The 20,059-nt window shown below is 65.0% G+C and carries 19 protein-coding genes; 8 read left to right on the forward strand and 11 right to left on the reverse strand.

Annotated elements, in window-relative coordinates:
* Nucleotides 1-49: 49 nt before the first annotated feature.
* Nucleotides 50-601 (reverse strand): ActR/PrrA/RegA family redox response regulator transcription factor, encoded by a 552-nt coding sequence (locus tag ACO2Q4_RS16920; protein WP_311759875.1) that lies wholly within the window; start codon nt 599-601, stop codon nt 50-52.
* A gap of 159 nt (nt 602-760) precedes the next feature.
* Between ACO2Q4_RS16920 and ACO2Q4_RS16925 the strand changes: the two genes are divergently transcribed.
* The 3 genes from ACO2Q4_RS16925 (at nt 761) to ACO2Q4_RS16935 (ending at nt 4,463) form a co-directional block, all read left to right on the forward strand.
* Entirely contained in the window at nt 761-2,095 is a 1,335-nt protein-coding gene (locus tag ACO2Q4_RS16925) for an ActS/PrrB/RegB family redox-sensitive histidine kinase (RefSeq protein ID WP_390908394.1), read from the forward strand.
* Between the two features lie 72 nt (nt 2,096-2,167).
* Nucleotides 2,168-3,739, forward strand: coding sequence for a PAS-domain containing protein (locus ACO2Q4_RS16930; protein ID WP_423320742.1), 1,572 nt, complete (start codon nt 2,168-2,170; stop codon nt 3,737-3,739).
* A gap of 70 nt (nt 3,740-3,809) precedes the next feature.
* Nucleotides 3,810-4,463, forward strand: coding sequence for a 5'-methylthioadenosine/S-adenosylhomocysteine nucleosidase (locus tag ACO2Q4_RS16935; RefSeq protein WP_423320744.1), 654 nt, complete (start codon nt 3,810-3,812; stop codon nt 4,461-4,463).
* Between the two features lie 237 nt (nt 4,464-4,700).
* Here ACO2Q4_RS16935 and ACO2Q4_RS16940 read toward each other — a convergent pair whose 3' ends face one another.
* The 10 genes from ACO2Q4_RS16940 to ACO2Q4_RS16985 all read right to left on the reverse strand — a co-directional run bounded on the left by ACO2Q4_RS16940 (nt 4,701) and on the right by ACO2Q4_RS16985 (nt 15,798).
* Complete coding sequence (locus tag ACO2Q4_RS16940) at nt 4,701-5,723, reverse strand: aspartate-semialdehyde dehydrogenase (RefSeq protein WP_311759879.1); 1,023 nt, start codon at nt 5,721-5,723, stop codon at nt 4,701-4,703.
* 76 nt (nt 5,724-5,799) lie between these two features.
* Nucleotides 5,800-6,417: a glycosyltransferase family 29 protein gene (locus tag ACO2Q4_RS16945; RefSeq protein WP_423320746.1), complete on the reverse strand. Its 618-nt coding sequence runs from the start codon at nt 6,415-6,417 to the stop codon at nt 5,800-5,802.
* Entirely contained in the window at nt 6,414-7,448 is a 1,035-nt protein-coding gene (locus tag ACO2Q4_RS16950; protein ID WP_423320748.1) for a glycosyltransferase family 4 protein, read from the reverse strand. The genes ACO2Q4_RS16945 and ACO2Q4_RS16950 overlap by 4 nt, the downstream gene beginning before the upstream one ends.
* Complete coding sequence (locus ACO2Q4_RS16955; RefSeq protein WP_423320750.1) at nt 7,435-8,634, reverse strand: MFS transporter; 1,200 nt, start codon at nt 8,632-8,634, stop codon at nt 7,435-7,437. Before ACO2Q4_RS16955 ends, ACO2Q4_RS16950 begins: the two co-directional genes overlap by 14 nt.
* Nucleotides 8,635-8,699: 65 nt before the next feature.
* Nucleotides 8,700-9,944 carry an MFS transporter gene (locus ACO2Q4_RS16960; RefSeq protein WP_311759883.1) on the reverse strand — a complete coding sequence of 415 codons (1,245 nt, stop codon included), beginning with the start codon at nt 9,942-9,944 and terminating at the stop codon, nt 8,700-8,702.
* Nucleotides 9,945-10,015: 71 nt separating this feature from the next.
* A complete protein-coding gene (locus ACO2Q4_RS16965; protein ID WP_423320862.1) occupies nt 10,016-11,179 on the reverse strand; it encodes a TIGR03862 family flavoprotein in 1,164 nt (387 codons plus the stop codon).
* A 53-nt stretch (nt 11,180-11,232) separates the two neighbouring features.
* Nucleotides 11,233-12,261: a DNA polymerase III subunit delta gene (holA, locus tag ACO2Q4_RS16970; RefSeq protein WP_423320752.1), complete on the reverse strand. Its 1,029-nt coding sequence runs from the start codon at nt 12,259-12,261 to the stop codon at nt 11,233-11,235.
* Nucleotides 12,258-12,743 (reverse strand): LPS assembly lipoprotein LptE, encoded by a 486-nt coding sequence (lptE, locus tag ACO2Q4_RS16975; protein WP_311759886.1) that lies wholly within the window; start codon nt 12,741-12,743, stop codon nt 12,258-12,260. The genes holA and lptE overlap by 4 nt, the downstream gene beginning before the upstream one ends.
* Nucleotides 12,730-15,267, reverse strand: a complete 2,538-nt coding sequence (leuS, locus tag ACO2Q4_RS16980) for a leucine--tRNA ligase (RefSeq protein ID WP_423320755.1) — start codon at nt 15,265-15,267, stop codon at nt 12,730-12,732. Before leuS ends, lptE begins: the two co-directional genes overlap by 14 nt.
* Before the next feature lie 66 nt (nt 15,268-15,333).
* Nucleotides 15,334-15,798: a DUF3576 domain-containing protein gene (locus ACO2Q4_RS16985; protein WP_311759888.1), complete on the reverse strand. Its 465-nt coding sequence runs from the start codon at nt 15,796-15,798 to the stop codon at nt 15,334-15,336.
* Between the two features lie 445 nt (nt 15,799-16,243).
* On the opposite strand from ACO2Q4_RS16985, the gene ACO2Q4_RS16990 reads away from it, so the two are divergent.
* The 5 genes from ACO2Q4_RS16990 (at nt 16,244) to ACO2Q4_RS17010 (ending at nt 19,925) form a co-directional block, all read left to right on the forward strand.
* On the forward strand, nt 16,244-17,257 hold the full coding sequence (locus tag ACO2Q4_RS16990) for a porin (protein WP_311759889.1): 1,014 nt from the start codon (nt 16,244-16,246) through the stop codon (nt 17,255-17,257).
* A 69-nt stretch (nt 17,258-17,326) separates the two neighbouring features.
* Nucleotides 17,327-17,980: a YggS family pyridoxal phosphate-dependent enzyme gene (locus tag ACO2Q4_RS16995; RefSeq protein WP_423320757.1), complete on the forward strand. Its 654-nt coding sequence runs from the start codon at nt 17,327-17,329 to the stop codon at nt 17,978-17,980.
* Nucleotides 17,981-18,082: 102 nt separating this feature from the next.
* Nucleotides 18,083-18,958 (forward strand): calcium-binding protein, encoded by an 876-nt coding sequence (locus ACO2Q4_RS17000; protein WP_423320760.1) that lies wholly within the window; start codon nt 18,083-18,085, stop codon nt 18,956-18,958.
* A gap of 151 nt (nt 18,959-19,109) precedes the next feature.
* Nucleotides 19,110-19,379: a 30S ribosomal protein S15 gene (gene rpsO, locus ACO2Q4_RS17005; RefSeq protein ID WP_311759892.1), complete on the forward strand. Its 270-nt coding sequence runs from the start codon at nt 19,110-19,112 to the stop codon at nt 19,377-19,379.
* A gap of 210 nt (nt 19,380-19,589) precedes the next feature.
* Complete coding sequence (locus ACO2Q4_RS17010) at nt 19,590-19,925, forward strand: hypothetical protein (protein ID WP_423320764.1); 336 nt, start codon at nt 19,590-19,592, stop codon at nt 19,923-19,925.
* The last annotated feature ends 134 nt before the right edge of the window (nt 19,926-20,059 follow it).

The following is a 20,059-nucleotide window of genomic DNA, read 5'->3' on the forward strand; positions in this document are numbered from 1 at the left end:
TATATTACGCGATATATTCGCTTGCATGCAAGAAAGACTGCGCGTCCGATTATCTTGGGCTGCGCTTGGCCAGAATGCGCTGAAGCGTCCGGCGATGCATATGAAGCCTGCGTGCCGTTTCACTGACATTTCGTTCGCATTGCTCATAAACACGCTGGATATGTTCCCAGCGCACGCGATCCGCCGACATCGGCGATTCCGGCGCGGGAGGAAGAACCTCAGTCGTGCTGGAAATCAGTGCGCGCATCACCTCATCCGCATCGGCGGGCTTGGACAGGTAATCGGTTGCGCCCATTTTCACTGCCGCGACTGCGGTGGCGATGGCGCCATATCCGGTCAGGACCACGATTCGCGCATCCGCCCGCGCTTCGCGCAACGCATCGACGACATCAAGGCCGTTGCCGTCCTCAAGCCTCAGATCGACCACGGCATAGGCGGGAGGGCTGGATTGCACGATGGCGCGCGCGTCGGCGACTGAACCTGCCATCGCGACCTCGAATCCGCGTTTTTGCAACGCGCGCGCCATACGGCCCAGAAAGATTTCGTCGTCATCAACCAATAGCAGGCTGGGATCGGGTCCGATATTCTGGCTTTCGGCCATGTCCAATTACCCCTGAATAACCGGCGGCCTTCTAGGCCCATTCCCTTGCCGGGTCAAATGCCGGTCAGGTGATCGCGGGAGAAGTTGCCTTGCGGTTGAAGGAAGCGGAAAGCCTGCGTATCTAGCCGTGGTTTTCCAAGCAGGAGAAGTCGGGTGTTTATCGGCCTTGTCTCTCGACGTTTCGATTTCCTTCCCGGCCAGCCGGGACCAGAGCCGATCCGTCTGCGCACCTTGATGCTGCTGCGTTGGGTGGCCATTGCCGGGCAGTCCTGCGCGGTGGCTGTCGCGTTGATGATCGGGGCGCATCTGGTCCTGGGGCCGGTTCTCATGGTCATCGGGCTTGCGATTCTGGTGAACGTGGCGCTGATGCTGCGCGGTTCGCGGCGCATCACCCCCTATGAGGCTGCCTGGCAACTTGGCTTCGACCTGGCACAGATCGCGACGTTGCTGTCGTTGACGGGCGGTTTGACCAACCCCTTTGCGCTGCTGCTGCTGGCCCCGGTCACGGTTGCCGCCACCACCCTGCCCGGCCGGCAATTGGTTGCGCTGGGGATCGCCACGATCATCATGGTGACCCTGGCCGGCAATTTCGCGCGTCCGCTGACCTTTACCGAAGGGCCGGTCCTGACGCTCAGCGATCCCCTGCTGGTCGGGAACTGGTGCGCGATCATCATCGGGGCACTGTTCTTCGCTTTCTATGCCCGCACCGTGACGGCAGAGATCAGCGCGACCTCGGACGCACTGTTTGCCGCGCGCATGGCGCTGGAGCGTGAACAGAAGCTGCAGCATCTGGGCGGCGTTGTCGCGGCGGCGGCGCATGAAATGGGCACCCCGCTGGCCACGATCAAGCTGGTCAGCGCCGAGTTGGCCGACGAGATCTCCGAAGCGATGCCCGACCGGACGGATCTGGGCGAGGATCTGGCCCTGCTACGGAAATCGGCGGAACGCTGCGCCGCGATTCTGCGCTCGATGGGCAGTGCGGGGCGCGACGACCTGCTGATCCATCAGGCGCCCCTGCGCGCGGTGCTGGAAGAGGCCGCGGCGCCCCATCGCGATCGGGGCGTGCGCATCCGGATCGAGACTCCGGGCCAGCCGGTCACGATCCGGCGTGATGCGGCCCTTATCCACGGCTTGCGCAACCTGATCCAGAATGCCGTCGATTTCGCCAATGCCGAGGTTCTGGTCGAGGCCAGTGTCGGTCGGCGCGAGTTGCGGCTGCGTATCGCCGATGACGGGCCGGGTTTTCCGCCCGCGCTATTGCCGCGGATCGGCAGCCCCTTCCTGACCACCCGGCCGCGGGCCGAAGATGGGCGCAGTTATGAAGGCATGGGACTTGGCCTGTTCATCGCCAAGACCTTGCTTGAGCGCGCGGGTGCGGATGTGCGCTTCGGCAACCGCCAGCGCGGCGCGCAAGTCACCGTCACCTGGCCGCGCGGGCTGATCGAGGCCGAGGATCGCGGCGCTTTGGGGGAAAACCCCCAGATCACCGGCTAGGGCAGGATTAACCCTTTGTTCAGCATCTCGGGCTAGCTGTGGAATCGAGTGATTCCCCGGACAGGTCGCCCCATGCTGACACAGTTCCTGATCGCCTTCGCCGCCGCGCTGGTTGCGGTGGTTCTGGCATGGGGGCTTGCGGCGGGCCTTGCCCGGCGCAACCGCGCCCCGGCCCCCCGCCTGCGCCTGGAACGAGAGCTTGAGCCGATCGTGTTCCTGTTCAGGGATCGCCAGCTTGTCGATGCCACCGCCCCCGCCCGCGCGCTTCTGACCGTGCTTCCGGGGGAAGGAGACTGGCAGCGCTTGCTGTCCTGGCTGGCCGTCCGGATGCCGGATTCAGTCGACCCGCTGAAGGACATCGGACGGCTTTGCCGAGTCGAGATCGCCAGCCGGGATTCGGGTCTTGCCGGACTGCGCCTGCTGGCCGAGGAACTGGGCGACGGGTTGTTGCGACTGACGATCGCCGATCCCATGGCCGAGAACGCGGGTATCGTCGTCGATTCCCTGACGCTGGCCGCCATGCAGCATGAGCTGGAGATCCTGCGCAGCACAATGGATCGTTCGCCCATGCTGGCTTGGCGGCAGGATGAACAGGGTCAGGTCACCTGGGCGAACTCGGCCTATCTGCAGCTTGCGGACGCGGTGGCGCAGGGGCAGACGTTGTGGCCGCTGCCCCAATTGATTCAGCTGCCCCCACGAACCGAGGCGGTGCAAACCGCGCATGGTGCGTCCCAGCGCGTCCAGATCCAAAGCGATCGGCAATCCCGCTGGTATGATTGCCACGCTCATGACGTGGCCGACCAGACCGTGGCGATTGCCCTGCCCGCCGATGCGGCGGTCCGCGCGGAACGCAGCCTGCGGGAATTCGTGCAGACGCTGACCAAGACATTTGCCGACCTGCCGATCGGGCTGGCCATATTCGACCGCGATCGGAACCTGCAGCTTTTCAATCCTGCGCTGATCGACCTGACCGGGCTTGCCATCGGCTTCCTGACCGCGCGGCCCACGCTTTACGCCTTTCTCGACCGCCTGCGCGAGGCGCGGATGGTGCCCGAACCCAAGGATTACCGCAGTTGGCGGCAGCGGATGAACACGCTGGAGATCGCCTCGGCCTCGGGGCGCCATGTCGAAACATGGTCCCTGCCCGGCGGGCAGACCTATCGCGTGACGGGGCGGCCGCATCCCGATGGCGCGCTGGCATTCCTGTTCGAGGACATTACCTCGGAAATCTCGCTGACGCGTAAGTTCCGCGCCGATATCTCGCTGGGGGCTGAGGTGCTGGACGGGCTTGACGATGCCGTCGCCGTCTTTGCCGCGAATGGCGACCTGCTGCTGTCGAACCGCGGCTATGTCGAGCTTTGGGGCGGTGCCGCGCGGGCCGGGGTCGAGGATCAGGTGGCCCGCTGGAGCGCATCCTGTGGCGAAAGCCCCGGCCTGAACACGCTATGCCAGTCCGTCCGCGCACCTTCGTCCGCTGGACCCTTGCGGGGGGCGTTGGTCGGCCCTGCGGGGGGGCTGCTGGCCTGGTGCCTGCGCCCATTGTCCGGCGGGCGGGTCATGCTGAGCTTTCAACACCCCGTCACCGAGGATCAGCAGACATCCGGGCAGGTCGTGGATGCGGACACGCGGATGGTGCCCGGCTGAGACGGGGATATTGCATGCCGGGCGATCCTGTGGTCCATCCAACTGGAACGCCCCGCAGACGAGAGACGCGATGCACACAGCTCCGGCGATGGACAAGATATCCGGGCATGACGTGTTGTTCGTCATGGCCGTCGATGCCGAGTATGGTCCGCATCTGCGCCGCCGCATCTCGCCGCTGATGACCGGCGTCGGCCCGATCGAGGCGGCGGTGGTGCTGACCGGGGCGCTGGCGGCGTTGCGACATGCGGACCGGCTGCCCGAGTTGGTGGTGTCGCTGGGTTCGGCAGGATCGCCAAGTCTGGCGCAGGCGCAGGTCTATCAGGTCGGGGCGGTCGAGTATCGCGACATGGACGCCTCGGCTCTGGGCTATGCCAAGGGCGAGACGCCATTTCTGCAACTGCCCGTCCGTGTCCCGCTGCCGCATCGCATCCCGGACCTGCCCGCAGCTTCGCTTGCGACCGGCGGCAGCGTGGTCAGTGGCGCGGCCTATGATGGTATCGAGGCCGAGATGGTGGACATGGAGACCTTCGCCATTCTGCGCGCGTGCCAGTCCTTCGGCATCCCGATGATCGGCCTGCGCGGCATTTCGGACGGCGTTTCGGAGGTCAGGCAATTGTCCGACTGGACGCAATACCTGCATCTGGTCGACGAGCGTCTGGCAGAAGCGGTCGACCTGCTCGCCCAGGCGCTGGAGCGGGGCCTGATGTCGAAGCCGGGCGTCTAGACAGGCAATCGCTGCCTGATCCGTACAGCCGTTTTCCTGAGGCGGCTCATCAGCTTTTTCCCTGGCATCGTCTTTGGCGCCGCCAATCGGATGATCGGCCTTCGCATGGGCGATGGATCGCGCGTTTTCAGTCGGGACATTGTCGCGCGGGCCTGTCTTGTCCTTGGCCCGCAGGCCGGGGGAAAATGAAAATGGCGCCCCGAGGGGCGCCATCATCACACAGGCACTGCGCCGGGTTCAGCCCTTCTTCAGGCAGCGGTTCCCCAGCAGTTCGGCGATCTGGACCGCGTTCAGCGCCGCGCCCTTGCGCAGGTTGTCCGAGACGATCCACATGTTCAGGCCGTTCTCGACCGTCACGTCCTGCCGGATGCGGCTGATGAAGGTCGCGAAATCGCCGACACATTCGACCGGGGTCGAGTAGCCGCCCGGTTCGCGCTTGTCGATGACAAGAATCCCCGGTGCCTCGCGCAGGATGTCGCGGGCCTCGTCCTCGTCCAGAAAATCCTCGAACTCGATGTTCACCGATTCCGAGTGACCCACGAAGACCGGCACGCGAACACAGGTCGCGGTCACCTTGATCGACGGGTCGACGATCTTCTTCGTCTCGGCCGTCATCTTCCATTCTTCCTTGGTGTCACCGCTGTCCAGGAAGACGTCGATCTGCGGGATCACGTTGAAGGCGATCTGCTTCTGGAACTTCTTCGGCTCGACTTCCTGACCGGGGACATACATGCCCTTGGTCTGGTTCCACAGCTCGTCCATGCCGTCTTTCCCCGCGCCCGAAACGGACTGGTAGGTCGAGACTACGACGCGCTTGATGCGGGCGCGATCATGCAGGGGCTTCAGCGCGACAACCATCTGAGCAGTCGAACAGTTGGGGTTCGCGATGATCATCTTGTTGCGGTAGTCCTCGACCGCGTCCGGGTTCACTTCCGGCACGACCAGCGGGATCTGGGGATCATAGCGATAGAGCGACGAGTTATCGATGACCACGCAGCCTTGCGAGGCGGCAATCGGGGCATAGATCTTGGTCGCGTCCGACCCAATCGCAAACAGCGCGATATCGTAGCCGGTGAAGTCGAAGCCCTCGATATCCTTGCACTTCAAAGTCTTGTCGCCAAAGCTGACCTCTGTGCCAAGGCTCCGGCGCGAAGCCAGAGCAACAACCTCATCGGCAGGGAACTCGCGCTCGGCGAGAATGTTCAGCATTTCACGGCCCACGTTCCCCGTGGCGCCGGCGACAACGACCTTGTAGCCCATCTGGGGGTCTCCTCATCTAAGGACGAGGAGATATAGGTCAGGAAACCGGGAAAAGGAAGCGGTTTCCGTGGGCTAATCAGCGGATATGCCGGATGCGTTGGTCATTTTTAAGTAGATTTGACACGAATTCTGCCTCTTTGCCGAAGTCATGCGGCACTTTGCCCGCATCCCGACTGCCTGACAGCGATAATGAGGCAAAGAAATCAAAGCCGTAAAGCTCAAGCCCCGCCGCGGGCGAGCGTGCGATCAGGTCGATCATCATCGCGCCCGTGGTCGGCGGGGCGCCCAGCCGCTCGCGCAAAGCCGCGAAGTCGCCCAGCGGATGCAGGTAGAAACCGGGGCTGCTGGCCGATTCCCAATCCAGCCGCTTGCGCTTGTGCGACATCCACAGGATGCGGGCCGGACCGATGCGGTCGCGGTCTGCCTGACGCAGACGCATCGCCAGCGCCAGCCAATCCGTCCGGCGGCCGTGGCTTTCGGGGCTGGTCATCGGCGCGCGGTTGATGCGGATGACCAGATCGGCGGCATCGATGCGTTCGCCATTGCGGCTTTCGGCCAGAGCGCGGGCATTTCCGACCAGCGCCACGCGTTTGCCGGCAAGATCGCTCAGCAGGCGCGACTGGGGCACGGAAAGCCGCTGCAGCGCGTCCTCGTTCCGCAGGGTCCGCGCGAGCAGGAAGCCAAGCCGGTTCATCCGAGCAGCTTCCGATAGACGGCGACGATGGCGCGGGCCTCGTCTTCGATCGAGTGGTTGGCTTCGACATTGGCGCGGGCGGCGCGACCGGCGGCGATGCGCGCCGCGTCGTCATCCAGCCAATGGGCCAGCGCATCGGCAAGCGAACGGGCGTCGTCACGGGCGACCAGACTGCCCGTCTCGCCATCGCGGATCAGGGTTTCGAAGGCGCCGACGCCTCGGGGTGCGACCACGGGAACGCCGCAGGCCATGGCCTCAAGCGGGGTCAGGCCGAATCCCTCCCATCGGGCGGGGGCGGCGAAAAGATCGATGGCCTGATAGTTCTGGACGACCTCCTCCCACGGAACCTCACCAAGGAAGCGGATCCGATCCGCCAATCCCGCCGCGCTGATCCGGGCCATAAGCTCGTCGGTGAACTTCTGGTTGTCGGCGGTGACGCGGCCGGTGAAGATCAGCTTTGCCCGCGGGCGCGAGGGGAACAGGTCCAGAGCGGCTTCGACCAGCAGGTCGACGCCCTTTTGCGCGCGGATGCGCCCGAAACAGCCGATCACGATGTCTTGCGGGGCAAAACCCATGCGCGCGCGCAGGGCTTCGCGCTGGTCCGAAGGGTGAAAGACGGTCAAATCGACCCCATGCAGGATCACTGTCGCCGGGCGCTCAAGATAGCTGGCGGCCTGGGGCGAAGTCGCGATCAGGGCGTCCTGCTGGCGGATCAGCCAGCGGGTGAAGCCGGTATGGGCGCGCTGCGCCGCCGACGTGAAAAGCAGCCGATAGCGGCGCCCCAGCAACCGGCGCAGGATCAGGCCCAATGCCATTTCGGTGTTCCGGCGCGCGTGCCAGACGCGCCAGCGGTTGCGCGGCAGCGCCGCCGCGCGCGTCAGCGGGATATGCGGCAGTTCGGGCGGTAGGCCGGGGCCGGTGGTGACGATGCCGATCATCTTCGACTGGATCGGGATCAGCCGCACGACCGTGGCCGTGACGCCCGACAGGCGACGTTTCAGGTTGGGCGCGACGACGTCAATTTCGTGCATGGCGATCCTCGGGACTGAACAGATAGAAAACCAATCCGATCGCCAGAGGTATCAGGAAGAACATGAAAATGTAACCGTAAGCCGCCGGGGGCTCATGCCGGGTCGAGGTGGCCAGATAGACCGGCCGCGACAGGAACTGCATCACCCCGACCCCGGCGATCGAGATCATGTTGAGAAAGGTGATGCCGCGCCCGACCAGGTGATGGGGCAGGAAGGCGCGCCCGTGCGACATGATCAGCGAATAGGAACTGTCCGAGATGCAGACCATGACCAGCAGCGTCGCCGACAGCCCAAGGCTGGTGCCCGGCGCCAGCATCAGCGTGGTCAGCACCATGCACAGCAGGACGGTATTGGCGATCGACGTGCGCTTGTCGGACCCGAACAGCCGCACGATCCAGCCGACCGACAGGTTCGCCGTGACCATCGCGACCCCCATGCCCAGCGTGACCCAGCCGATCGCATAGTCGCTGGCGCCGAAGACCTCGGCCAGATACGGCCCGGCCCAAAGCCCTCGGATGCATGCGGATGCAGCATAGGTGACACCCAGAAGCGGCAGGATGAACCACAACTCGCGCACTTTCAGCAGGTCGCGCAGCCGTGCCGGAGGCAGTTTGCCCGCGGGACGGTCGGGGTTCCTGACGCAGGTGAAGACGGTCAGCGCGACGGCCAGGGTAACCAGCATCAGCGCCAGCAGCGTCTCGCGCCAGCCGAGCTGGTTGCTGACCCAGACCAGCGGAGCCGCACCCAGCATGTTGCCCAGCGATCCAAGTCCCACGACCGCGCCATTCGCCGCGCTCAGTGATGCCGGGGGCAGGGTCCGGGCAAAGATGAAGAAACTGCCCATCATCACCGGGGCGCAGCCGACACCAAGCAGCGCCATCGCCAGATGGACATGCCAAGGGGCGGTCGCCAATGAGAAGACCAGCGCGCCGCCCGCTCCGCCGAGACCCAGCAGGACGGCGACGGTCTCGCGCGGGCCAAAACGGTCCAGCGCCCAGCCGACCGGCACCTGCATCGCGGCAAAGGCGATATACCAAAGCCCTGAAGACAGGGCCAGGTCTGCCGGGCCCGCGCCCAGCTCGGCATGAAGCGTCGGTGCAAGCACCGCCAGGAATGCGCGGTAGAACTGGCTGAGCGTATAGCCCAGCACAAGGGACAGAAGTCCCGGCGACATGATCCAGCGCATTTTCTGGTCCCTCGGTTGCGGCCGGCAAGCTGCGTCAGCGGCCTGCCAAGTTCAAGCCGTGGCGATCACGCGGCGGCAAGGCGGGCGGGCGCCTCGCGCACGGGCAGATGGATCAGGGCGCTGAAGGCGCCGACACCGACGCCGATCCACCAGACCATAGTGTAGTCGCCATAGGCATCATACATCTTGCCGCCCAGCCAGACCCCCAGGAACGAGCCGAGCTGGTGGCTGAGGAACACGAAGCCGTAAAGCGTCCCCATGTAGCGCAGCCCATAGATATAGGCGACAAGACCCGAGGTAAGCGGCACCGTCGCCAGCCACAGCGCCCCCATCACGACCGAAAAGATGACGACGCTCGTCGGCGTGATCGGCATCAGAATGAAAGTCGCCGCCGCAATCGTCCGCAGGGTATAGACGCCCGCCAGCAGGTATTTCTTGCTGTAGCGCTTGCCGAGCCACCCCGCGAAGATCGCCCCCGCGATATTGGCCAGCCCGATCAGCGAAATCGCCGCAGCCCCGAGCGCCGAGGTCGTGGTGATGCCTAGGCTTGCCAGGGTTCCGGTCGGACTGATCGGCCCGCACATCTCGGTAATCATGGCGGGGAAATGGGCGGTGATGAAGGCCAGTTGATACCCGCAGGAAAAGAAGCCCGCGAAGATCATCAGATACGAGGGGTCGGTAAAGGCGCGCTTCAGGACGCTGCCCATGCTTTCCTCAAGCTCGGATCGTGGGGCGGGCTTGCCGTCGCCCAGAAGCGGCAGGAAGAACAGGCAGGCCAGCACCAGGACGCCAAAGATGATGAAGACCGACTGCCAGGAATAGAAGCCCAGTAGCGCCTCGGCCAACGGCGCGCCGAAGACCTGTCCGGCAGACCCTGCCGCCGTGGCGATACCAAGCGCAAGGCTGCGATTTTCGTCGCTGGAAGCGCGGCCGATGATCGCAAGGATGACGCCAAACCCGGTTCCGGCGATGCCAAAGCCGACCATCACCTCCAGCAGCTGCATCGTCGCGGGGTCGGTGGCATGGGCGGTCAGGATCAGCCCGGCGGAATACAGGAACGCCCCGATGATGATCGACCAGCGATCACCCCAGCGTTCGCCAAGTGCGCCGAAGATCGGCTGGCCAATGCCCCAAGCCAGGTTCTGGATCGCGATCGCTAGGCTGAACTCGGCCCGTGGCCAGCCGAATTCGCTGGCGATCGGGATCTGGAAGACCCCGAAACTGGCCCGTAGGGCAAAGTTGATCAACAGGATGAGCGAGCCGCCGATCAGGACCGGCGTGAACAAAGAGGCGCGGGAGGCGTTCGTCATCGGCATCATCCTTGGTATGGCAGTCGATTCCTGCGCGGGAGTTTCGACAAGGTCAATGGTCCGTCTGGGGTCTAGTGGGGCCTCAGACCAAGTTTCATCGCCGCGCCGGTCCCCGCCAGCCGTCCCGAGGCCAGGCAGGCGGTCAGCAGATAGCCCCCGGTCGGGGCTTCCCAGTCCAGCATCTCGCCCGCGGCGAAGACGCCCGGCAGGACCGACAGCTCCAGCCGCTCGCCCAGGGCTTCGGCCATGATTCCCCCGGCCGACGATATGGCGCGATCAAGCCCTGCCGCCCCGTCGTGGCGAAGCGGCAGGGATTTCGCGGCTGCGGCCAACCCGTCGGGATCCGCGGGCAGGGGCTGCCCCCATTCCATCAGCAGCGCCGCACGCATGGGGTCGCCCAGCACCCGCCGGATCCTGTTCCCGACGGAAAGACGCGCTGGCGCGCGATAGAAGCGACGCGCAAGCTCGGCCAGCGGCAGGTCGGGGGCAAGGTCGATCCATCCGTCTTGGCCGTCCCGCAGGGCCTGCGCGATTTCGTAGATACCGCCACCCTCGACGCCCTGGGCAGTCACCACCCATTCGCCGCGGCTGACCAGTGCGCCCGCGCTGATCGCGGTGCCCTTGACCGCCTGTCCGAAATGCCGGGTCATCGCGGCGGACCAGTGAACGTGGAATCCCATGTTCGCGGGGCGGAACGGCGCGATCCGAACGCCCTGCCCGGCCAGCCACGGGATCCATGCGGCATCCGACCCCAGCCGTGGCCAGCTTGCGCCGCCAAGGCCAAGGACTGCGACATTGGGGTCCAGCAGGACAGCGCCGTCCGGGGTGTCGAAGCGCCAAGCCTGCCCTTCGAACCCGGTCCAGCGCCAGCGGGTGCGAAGATCGACCCCCTGCCCCCGCAATCGCGAAAGCCAGGCCCGCAGCAGGGGCGAGGCCTTCATCCCGACCGGAAAGACGCGGCCGGTCGAACCGGTGAACATCTCGATCCCCAGCCCCTCGGCCCAGCGGATCGCCTCGGCCGGTCCGAACTCGTCGATGCCAAGGGCGTGGCCTGCGACCTGCCCGGCACCTTGCAGCATCGGACCGTGCAGGCGCCGGATGAAGGCGTCCTGCCCCTCGTTCTTGGTCAGGTTCAGGCCCGACTTGCCCGCCATCAGGAATTTTCGGGCCGGGGTCGGCATGGCCTCGGCCACCAGAACGCGTGCGCCCTGCCCGGCCAGCACCTCGGCCGCCATCAGTCCCGCGGGGCCGGCACCGACGATCAGCGCATCGACCTGCGTGGCAGCGTTCACCGCCCGCCCCGCGGCATCATGCAAAGCCGCAGCAGCATCCGCTCCATCACCGCAAGGGCTGGCGCGCGGGATGCCGAGCGCAGGGAAAGGTCGGTGTCGATCAGCTGGTGAATGGCATCCTCCAGCGCGCGCATTCCCCATACCTGCGCCTGCCGCAGCATCCGGTCGCGCCGAGGGCCAAAGACGGGCGGGCGCAGGCGCGCCAGACCGGCCCCCGGCCCACCGGGATCGGACGAGGCGGCATGAAGGGCCCGGAAATGGCGCAACGCGGCGATGCAAAGCGTGACGGGCAGGATTCCCTGCGCCTCGATCCGCCGCATCAGCAGAGCAAATTCACGAGCGCGTCCCTCGGCCACGGAATCGATCAGCTCGTCCACCTCGGCCTCGATCGTCGCGGGGGCAAGATCGGCGATCTCGGCCGGGGTCAGCGGCGTCGGGTCGCCATGCTTGTAAAGGCCGATTTTTTCCACGGTCTGGCGGAAATCGCCGGGATCGAGCGCGCGACTGAGCAGCGCAAGGTCGCGCATGGCATCGCGCGGCACTTCGCGCAGGCCCGCTTCGGCCAGCCAACGGGTGATCTCTTCCTCGCCGGGTGGATCGTCATAGATCGGGGCGGTGACAGCGGCGGGATGGGGTTCGAACAGCTTGCGCAGGGCCGAGGACTTGGACAGCCCGCCCGCGGCCACGACAATGACCGCGTCCCCGCCGCGCCAATCGGCGATTGCCGCCGCGATGGCCGGGGCGGCTGCATCGGGCGTGTCATCGACCAGCACCAGACGCTGGCCGGGAAAGAATCCCACCGCCTTGACCGCATCCATCAGCGCCGCCGGATCCTTGCGCAGGTCGCCGCCGGGCAATCGGGTCAGGCGCATTTCCTCATCTGCGTTGTCGCCGACCAGCGCCTTGACCGCCTCTGCGCGCTTCAACGCGACGCGCATCGCATCCTGACCATAGATCAGCAGAGCCGGGCGCGTGGGATCTGGGCGCGCAAGATAGCGGGCGATCTCGGCGCCCTTCAGGATCATGGAATCGTCGCAGGATCGACGGCCATCAGCCGTGTCACCACCATGTCGGCCAGCAACCGGGCCAGGCGTTTATGCGCGTCCTGTTCCGCCGCCATTGTCGCGATGGTGGTGCCGGTCGTCGAATACGAGGTAAAGCTGCTGACCTGCCCCCGCGTCACGGGACGTCCGGTGGCCGCCTCGGTCAGGGTAAAGATGACGCTGCCGTTCAGGGCGTAACGTGTCGTGACCTCCTCCGGCGTGATCGCCTGGGGCACCACAGCGATGCGCATTTCCCAGTCAAGCTGGTAGGTGGCCGAGGTTTCGGCCCCCATCCGCTCGGCGATGCGGCCGGCAAAGGCGAAATCGTCGGGCGATTTCGGATCGGCCGTGCGAACCTTCCCGAACAGCTTGCCCCCCGTTCCCCCCGGCCCATAGACCGGAGAGAAGCCGCAGGCCGCCGCGATCAGCGGCGCGATAAGCAGCGCGCGCCTAGACCACGACATTGACGATGCGTCCGGGCACGACGATCAGCTTTTTCGGCGCCGCGCCTTCCATGAAGCGCTGGACGGTTTCGTCGGCCAGAACAATGGCCTCGATCTCTTCCTTCGGCATGTCTTTCGGCACCTCGATCTCGGCCCGACGCTTTCCGTTGATCTGGATGGGCAGCACCACGCTGTCCGAGACCAGCAAGGCCGGGTCCGCCTTGGGCCAGGCGGCGTCGACCACCATGCCCTGCCCGCCGGCTTTCGACCAGAGCTCTTCGGCAAGGTGCGGGACCATCGGCGCCAGAAGCTGGGCCAGGATCCGCAGCGCCTCGCGTCGGGATTCGCCGCCAGCGGGTGACTTGCCAATGGCATTCGCCAGTTCATAGAGCTTGGCGACGGCCTTGTTGAAGGCAAAGCCCTCGATCGCCTTGGTCACGTCGGCAATGGCGCGATGCGCGGCGCGCAGCAGATCCTGATCGCCCTCGCCCTCCGGAATTTCGTCGGACAAGCGCCAGACGCGCGCCAGGAACTTGTTCGCGGCCTCGGCCCCGGCGGCGGTCCATTCGACGTCACGCTCGGGCGGGCTGTCGGACAGCATGAACCAACGTGCGGTATCGGCGCCGAAATTGGCGACGATGTTCACCGGGTCGACGACGTTCTTCTTGGATTTCGACATCTTGGCCGAGGGGATGACCTCGACCGGGCTGCCATCCGCCAGTTTGCCGTCCGTGATGGATTCGGGCAGGTGATAGACCGGACGACCGCGTTCGTCGCGGGTCATGTAGATCTCGTGGGTGACCATGCCCTGCGTGAACAGCGCGTCGAAGGGTTCTTTCGCGGTCTCGGGCAGGTGGCCGGTCTTGACCATCGCGCGGGCGAAGAACCGCGAATAAAGCAGGTGCAGGATCGCGTGTTCGATCCCGCCGATATACTGGTCGACATTCATCCAGTAATCGGCGTCGGCGCGGTCGGTCGGCGTGGTCGCGCGCGGGGCGGTGAAGCGGGCGTAATACCAGGACGAATCGACAAACGTGTCCATCGTGTCGGTCTCGCGCCGGGCGGCCTTGCCGCAGACCGGGCAGGCGACGTTGCGCCAGGTCGGGTGGCGGTCCAGCGGGTTGCCGGGCACGTCGAAGGTCACGTCCTGCGGCAGCAGCACCGGCAGGTTTTCCTTTTTCTCGGGGACGGTGCCGCAATCCGGGCAATGGACGACCGGAATCGGGCAACCCCAGTAACGCTGGCGCGAAATACCCCAGTCGCGCAGGCGGAACTTGGTCACGCCTGCGCCATAGCCCGCGGTCTCGGCATGGGCGATGGCGGCGTTGACCGCCGCTTCGCCCGTCTGGTCGGTTTCGCCCGAGAAGCCGCGCACATAGGTCACGACTTCGGATTTCAGCGGCACATAGGGGGAGGCCGCGACCAACGCGTCGGCCTGTTCCAGCGACATGCCGCGCTCGCCAAAGGTCGCGCGGATCGGCAGGCCGTATTTCTGCGCGAATTCGTGGTCGCGTTCGTCATGGGCGGGCGAGCCGAAGATCGCGCCGGTGCCGTAATCCATCAGCACGAAGTTCGCGATCCAGATCGGCAATTCCCAAGTCGGATCAAGCGGATGGCGCACGGTCAGGCCGGTGTCGAAGCCCAGCTTGGGCGCGGTCTCGATAGCTTCCTCGGTGGTGCCGATGCGGCGGCATTCGGCGCAGAAATCGGCGATCTCGGGCCGGGTCTCGGCCAGCGCCTTGATCAGGGGGTGATCGGGCGACAGGGCAGCAAAGCTTGCACCCATCAGCGTGTCGGGCCGGGTCGTATAGACCTCGACCGCGTCAAAGCCTTGCGGCGCGTTCACCGTCTTGAAGCTGAATTGCAGGCCACGCGACTTGCCGATCCAGTTCTGCTGCATCAGCCGGACCTTTTCGGGCCAGCCGTTCAGGTTGTCCAAAGCGGACAGCAGCTCCTCGGAGTAATCCGAGATGCGGAAGAACCATTGCGTCAGCTCGCGCCGTTCGACCAGCGCGCCCGAGCGCCAGCCGCGCCCGTCTTCGACCTGTTCATTGGCCAGCACGGTCATGTCGACCGGATCCCAGTTCACCATCGCCGACTTGCGATAGATCAGCCCGGAATCAAGGAAATCCAGGAACAGCGCCTGCTGCTGGGCGACATATTCGTCGTCGCAGGTCGCGAATTCGCGGCTCCAGTCGATGGACAGGCCCAGCGGCTTCAACTGCTCGCGCATGGTTGCGATATTGGCGTAGGTCCAGGTGCGGGGATGGCCGCCCTGCTCCATCGCGGCGTTTTCCGCCGGCATCCCGAAAGCATCCCAGCCCATCGGATGCAGGACCGAAAAACCCTGCGCGCGTTTGAACCGCGCCACGACGTCGCCCATCGTGTAGTTGCGCACATGCCCCATGTGGATGCGCCCCGAGGGATAGGGGAACATCTCGAGGACGTAATATTTGGGCCGTTCGTCCCGGATCGCGCGGAACGTCGCCGCGCTATCCCACGCCTCTTGCCAGCGCGGCTCGCTGATTGCGGGATCATAGGGCATGGGAACCTCCGGGCGTCAGATTGCCCGCAGGGTATTATATGCTGCTTCGCCGCAGGTCCAGCGGGGTCAGAGCTTGCCGTCGCGAACGCGCATCTGGCGGGCGCGGGTCAGGATCGCATCCTCGACCGCGCGGACGGTGTCGGGCGCGACTGCGCTGCCGCCCGGTCCCTGCAGCGACACCTTCAGCGCGCGCGCATCAAGGGACGGGTCCGAAACCTTGACGGTCGCGCGATAGGAACGGCCGCCGCCGGGCGGAGTGCCATAGCCGGTGACGATGACCCCGGTGAACGGGTCAATGGTCTGGATCGGCAGGAAGTTGAGGACCTCGAGGCTGGCATTCCAAAGGTAGCGGTTCACCGCGACCGTGTCGTTCGAGCTGCGGCGGTTGCCGAACAGATCCCAAAGCGAGGCGCCCTCGGGCGAGACTTCGTCCGGTCGTCCGGTGTTCTGGCCCGAGCCCGAACCTGAGCAGGCGGCAAGCGCCCCGCAAAGAAACAGGGCGGCGGTCAGCCGTGCGGCGCGTCTGGTCATCTGTCATCCCCCGGATCGTCCTGGCCGAGCCATAGCGCAAATTGATGCCAAGCGACAAGAGAGCGGGTTGCGGGCGGCGGCGAACCCCGCCGCGTCGCCCCAAGGGCCGGCACGGTCCCCGCGATGGCCGCATATGGCGCATTGAACGGGGCGGTCCCGACCGTTCGGAATGCGGTCCGTTCGTTTGCGGCCCCATGGATCCCAGGTCGCGCATCCCACAAGAAACGTTGGCAAAAACCTCCATAAACAGGTGAGATACGATGCGTTCCGGGGCGATTCCGGGGTGGGTCGGCGGCGGGTGTGGCCCTTGTGCATCACCGTCCTTGCTAAAGGGGAAGCCCAGATTTGATTCCGTTGCAATGATTAGGGGAACAGGCGACACAGCGAACCATACCTCATGCCGGCCTGCCGGTTGGGGCACACGAGAGAGACAAGAGGGAAAACCATGAAAAAGGTTCTTTTCGCCACCAGCGCCCTGGTGCTTTCGGCTGGCTTCGCCTCGGCCGAAGTCGCTGTTTCCGGCGACGGCCGCATGGGTGTGATCTATGACGGCAATGACGCTCAGTTCTCGAGCCGCGCCCGCGTTCGCTTCAACCTGACCGGTGAATCGGATGCCGGCCTGTCGTTCGGTGGTGAGTTCCGCGTCGACCAAGAAAACTACAGCGACTACCCGGACTCGCTGCGTTCGGCCGCTCGCGGCACCGCCGGCGCTGTCTGGATTTCGGGCACCTACGGCAAGCTGTCGATGGGTGACACCGTTTCGGCTTCGGAAAACGCAATTGGCGACCTGTACGAAGTCGGCTACACCGACGGTACCTTCGCTGGTGACGTCGAAGAAATTTCGTACCTGACCGGCGACGGTGCAAACACCGACCAAGGTCCGAACATCCTGTACGAATACACCTTCGAGAACTTCTCGTTCTTCGCTTCGGCTTCGGACGGCTCGAACACCTCGGGTCCGGCAGTGACCGGCGTGGGTTTCGGCATCGACGATGAGGGCAACCAAGTCGACACCGCTTCGACCGCATGGAACGTTGCCGGTAAATACGAAGCCGAAAACTTCTGGGTCGCTCTGGGCTATGCCGAGCACGACGACGCGAGCGAGATCACCCTGGGTGCTGAAGGCAACTTCAACAACTTCTCGGTCAAAGGTATCTACGCTGACTACAGCGATCGCGGCATCGTCTTCGACGACGTCACTGGCGACACCGCTGTCGAATTCGACAAGACCTACGGTCTGAGCGCTGCTTACCAGATGGACGCCATCCTGCTGGAAGGCTTCTGGCGCCGTGACGAAACCAAAGGCGTTGCCGATGGCTTCGACGACGACTCGTTCGACTCGTTCGGTATCGGTGCTGAATACGACCTGGGCGGCGGCGCTGTCCTGGCCGGTGGTATCGTCGACACCGATTACCTCGACGACACCGTTGCCGACCTCGGTGTGAAATTCAAATTCTGATCCCTCGGGACAGCGATTTGACGAAGAGCGGGCCTTGTGCCCGCTCTTTTCTTTTGGGAATCTCGCGGCATGGGATTGATTGACATCAAGCGCCGCATTGCCGCGGCAGAAGCAGCCGCGGGCCGCCCGACCGGTTCGGTCCAATTGATCGCGGTCAGCAAGGTGCAGCCTGCCGACAGGGTCGAGGCGGTGCTGGATGCCGGCCAGCGCGTCTTCGGTGAGAATTATGTCCAGGAGGCGGCGGGAAAATGGCCCGATTGGCGCCATCGCTATCCGGATGTCGAAGTCCACATGATCGGGCCGCTGCAAACCAACAAGCTGAAGCTGGCGCTGGACCTTTTCGACGCGATCCACACCGTTGACCGCCCCTCGCTTGCACAGAAGCTGGCGCGGCAGGTGCAGGCGCGCGGCAGCTGTCCCCAGCTTTTCGTACAGGTGAATACAGGGGCCGAGCCGCAAAAGGCCGGGATCCTGCCGCAAGATGCCGATGCTTTCGTGGCCGAATGCCGGGGTCTGGATCTGCCTCTGGCCGGGCTGATGTGCATTCCGCCCGACGATCAGGACCCTGTCCCCCATTTTGGCCAGCTTCGTGAGATCGCAGCGCGAAATGGCCTGTCCGGCCTGTCGATGGGAATGAGCGCCGATTTTGAAAGCGCGATCGCTGCGGGCGCGACCCATGTGCGGGTCGGCAGCGCCATCTTTGGCGCGCGCGACTATCGCTGAAGCCGCAGGCCACCGTTAACCCTTTTCCATCAAAGCACGTGTGCCGCGCAGCGCCCGGACCTAGTCTTCAGGACAGGTTCACGATTCTGCATGGTGTCGCGCATGTTGCTGCTGGGCAGCCTGATCGGGCTTCTGTTCATGGGGATGGCGGTCGACGCGACCGGTCCGTCGCCCATGCCAGCCCCCGAAACCCCGCCCGATGGAGATGAGGGGGACGAGCCGGGCAGTGAGATCATCGGGTCCGAAGGATCGGACTGGCTGTCCGGCGGCGACGGAGACGACCTGTTGGACGGGCTTGGCGGAAACGACGATCTGCATGGCGGGCAGGGGGATGATACGCTTCGCGGCGGCGAGGGGACCGACTGGATTTATGGCGACAGCGATTATGGCCCCGGCGGAAACGATCTTCTGACCGGGGGCGGCGGGGCGGATTCTCTGGCTGGACAGGGTGGCGACGACACGCTGGATGGTGGCGCGGGGGACGATACCCTGTTCGGGGGCGAAGGTGACGATCTGTTGCGGGGCGGTGCCGGCAATGACTGGCTTTCGGGAAACTCCGGCAATGACACGTTGATCGCAGGTCGGGGCGAGGATGATCTGGACGGGGGCGATGGCGATGATCTGCTGGAGGGGAATGATGATCCCGCGCGCGCCTGGCTGCACGGCGGCGACGGCCAGGACACGCTGCATCCGATGGCGGGGGACTTTGCCGAAGGCGGGGCCGGGCGCGACCTGTTCCTGCTGGATGAACCCGGAAGTGGCATGCCGGAAATCGGCGATTACCGTCCGGGCGAAGATATCATCGAACTTCGCTGGCATGGCGACGCGCATGAGCCTGAGCCTCTGCTGACGCTGGATCGCGACCGTGACGGGGCGACGGTGATCCGGCTCGATGGCGAAGCCATCGGTCGCGTTTTGGGGGCAGGGGGCGTTCAGTTGCGCGACATCCTGATGACGCGCGTCCCGCACGCGGGATAGGGCAGGATCGCTGAAAATCCTTTGCTTTCCCTGCAAATTCGCCTATACGCGCGCATCCGCCGGACCGAATCCCGGTGGACATCTCCACGGGCCAGCGCTGGACGACATCCCGGGCTGTGCCATAACTCTTTGATCCTGAAAGGAGACCCCGATGTCGATCACTGTTGAAGAAAAGAACCGCGTGATGGCTGAATTCGCGACCGCGAAAGGCGACACCGGCTCGCCCGAGGTCCAGGTTGCCATCCTGTCGTCGCGTATCGCGACGCTGACCGAGCATTTCAAGACGCACAAGAAAGACAACCACTCGCGTCGTGGTCTGCTGATGATGGTCGCGCAGCGCCGCAAGCTGCTCGACTACCTGAAGCGCAAGGACGAAGCGCGCTACACCAGCCTGATCTCCAAGCTGGGTCTGCGCCGCTGATCCGAGGCAGGACCGAATGACTGGAACGTCCGTGGCCAAGCCGCGGGCGTTTTTCATTGCGGCGGGCCATGGGCCGGGGCCCCAGAGGGCTTCGCGAGAAACAATTTAGACGAATCGGTCAAATCGACTAGGATGCCGGCGCGCTGCCATGCTGCGCGAATTTTTATATCTCCTAGTCCATTTTTCATGCGTCCGTGAAAGGACCGACCGATGAAATTTCCAGTGACATTCGTCGCCATTCTGGCGGCCCTTCTTGCATTGCCTGCGCTCGCCGAGAACGATCCGGCCGGGGCGGCTCGTCCGGGACCCGAGGAACTTGCCCGGCAGGGTTACGTCAATATATCGCAGACTTATTGGTGGAATGAGCGGGCAGGGGCCTGCACGCTGCTCCCGGCGGACGAGGCAATGCCTGCAGTTGCCGCCAGGCCGGTGGTTTGCGGCATGATCCTGCATCAGGCTGCGGCAGAGCTTCCATCGTGCAGGATGCCCGCCGCCGAAGCCGCAGGAACCGGCACCCGCTGCCTCGCCAGCATGACAGGGCGCTGAGGAATCCAGTTACGGGCTCTGGACCGCCAGGACGGGGCGACTGTCCCGTCCTTCCCCCGCGAGGGTCGCCTAGTGATGAAGTGTGTTCGCCCGAGGCAACCGGTAGCCCCCCTGAAACCTCTGTTCCGCGCAGT

The sequence above is a fragment of the Paracoccus sp. KR1-242 genome (assembly GCF_049446195.1).
GTDB classification, from domain to species: domain Bacteria; phylum Pseudomonadota; class Alphaproteobacteria; order Rhodobacterales; family Rhodobacteraceae; genus Paracoccus; species Paracoccus broussonetiae.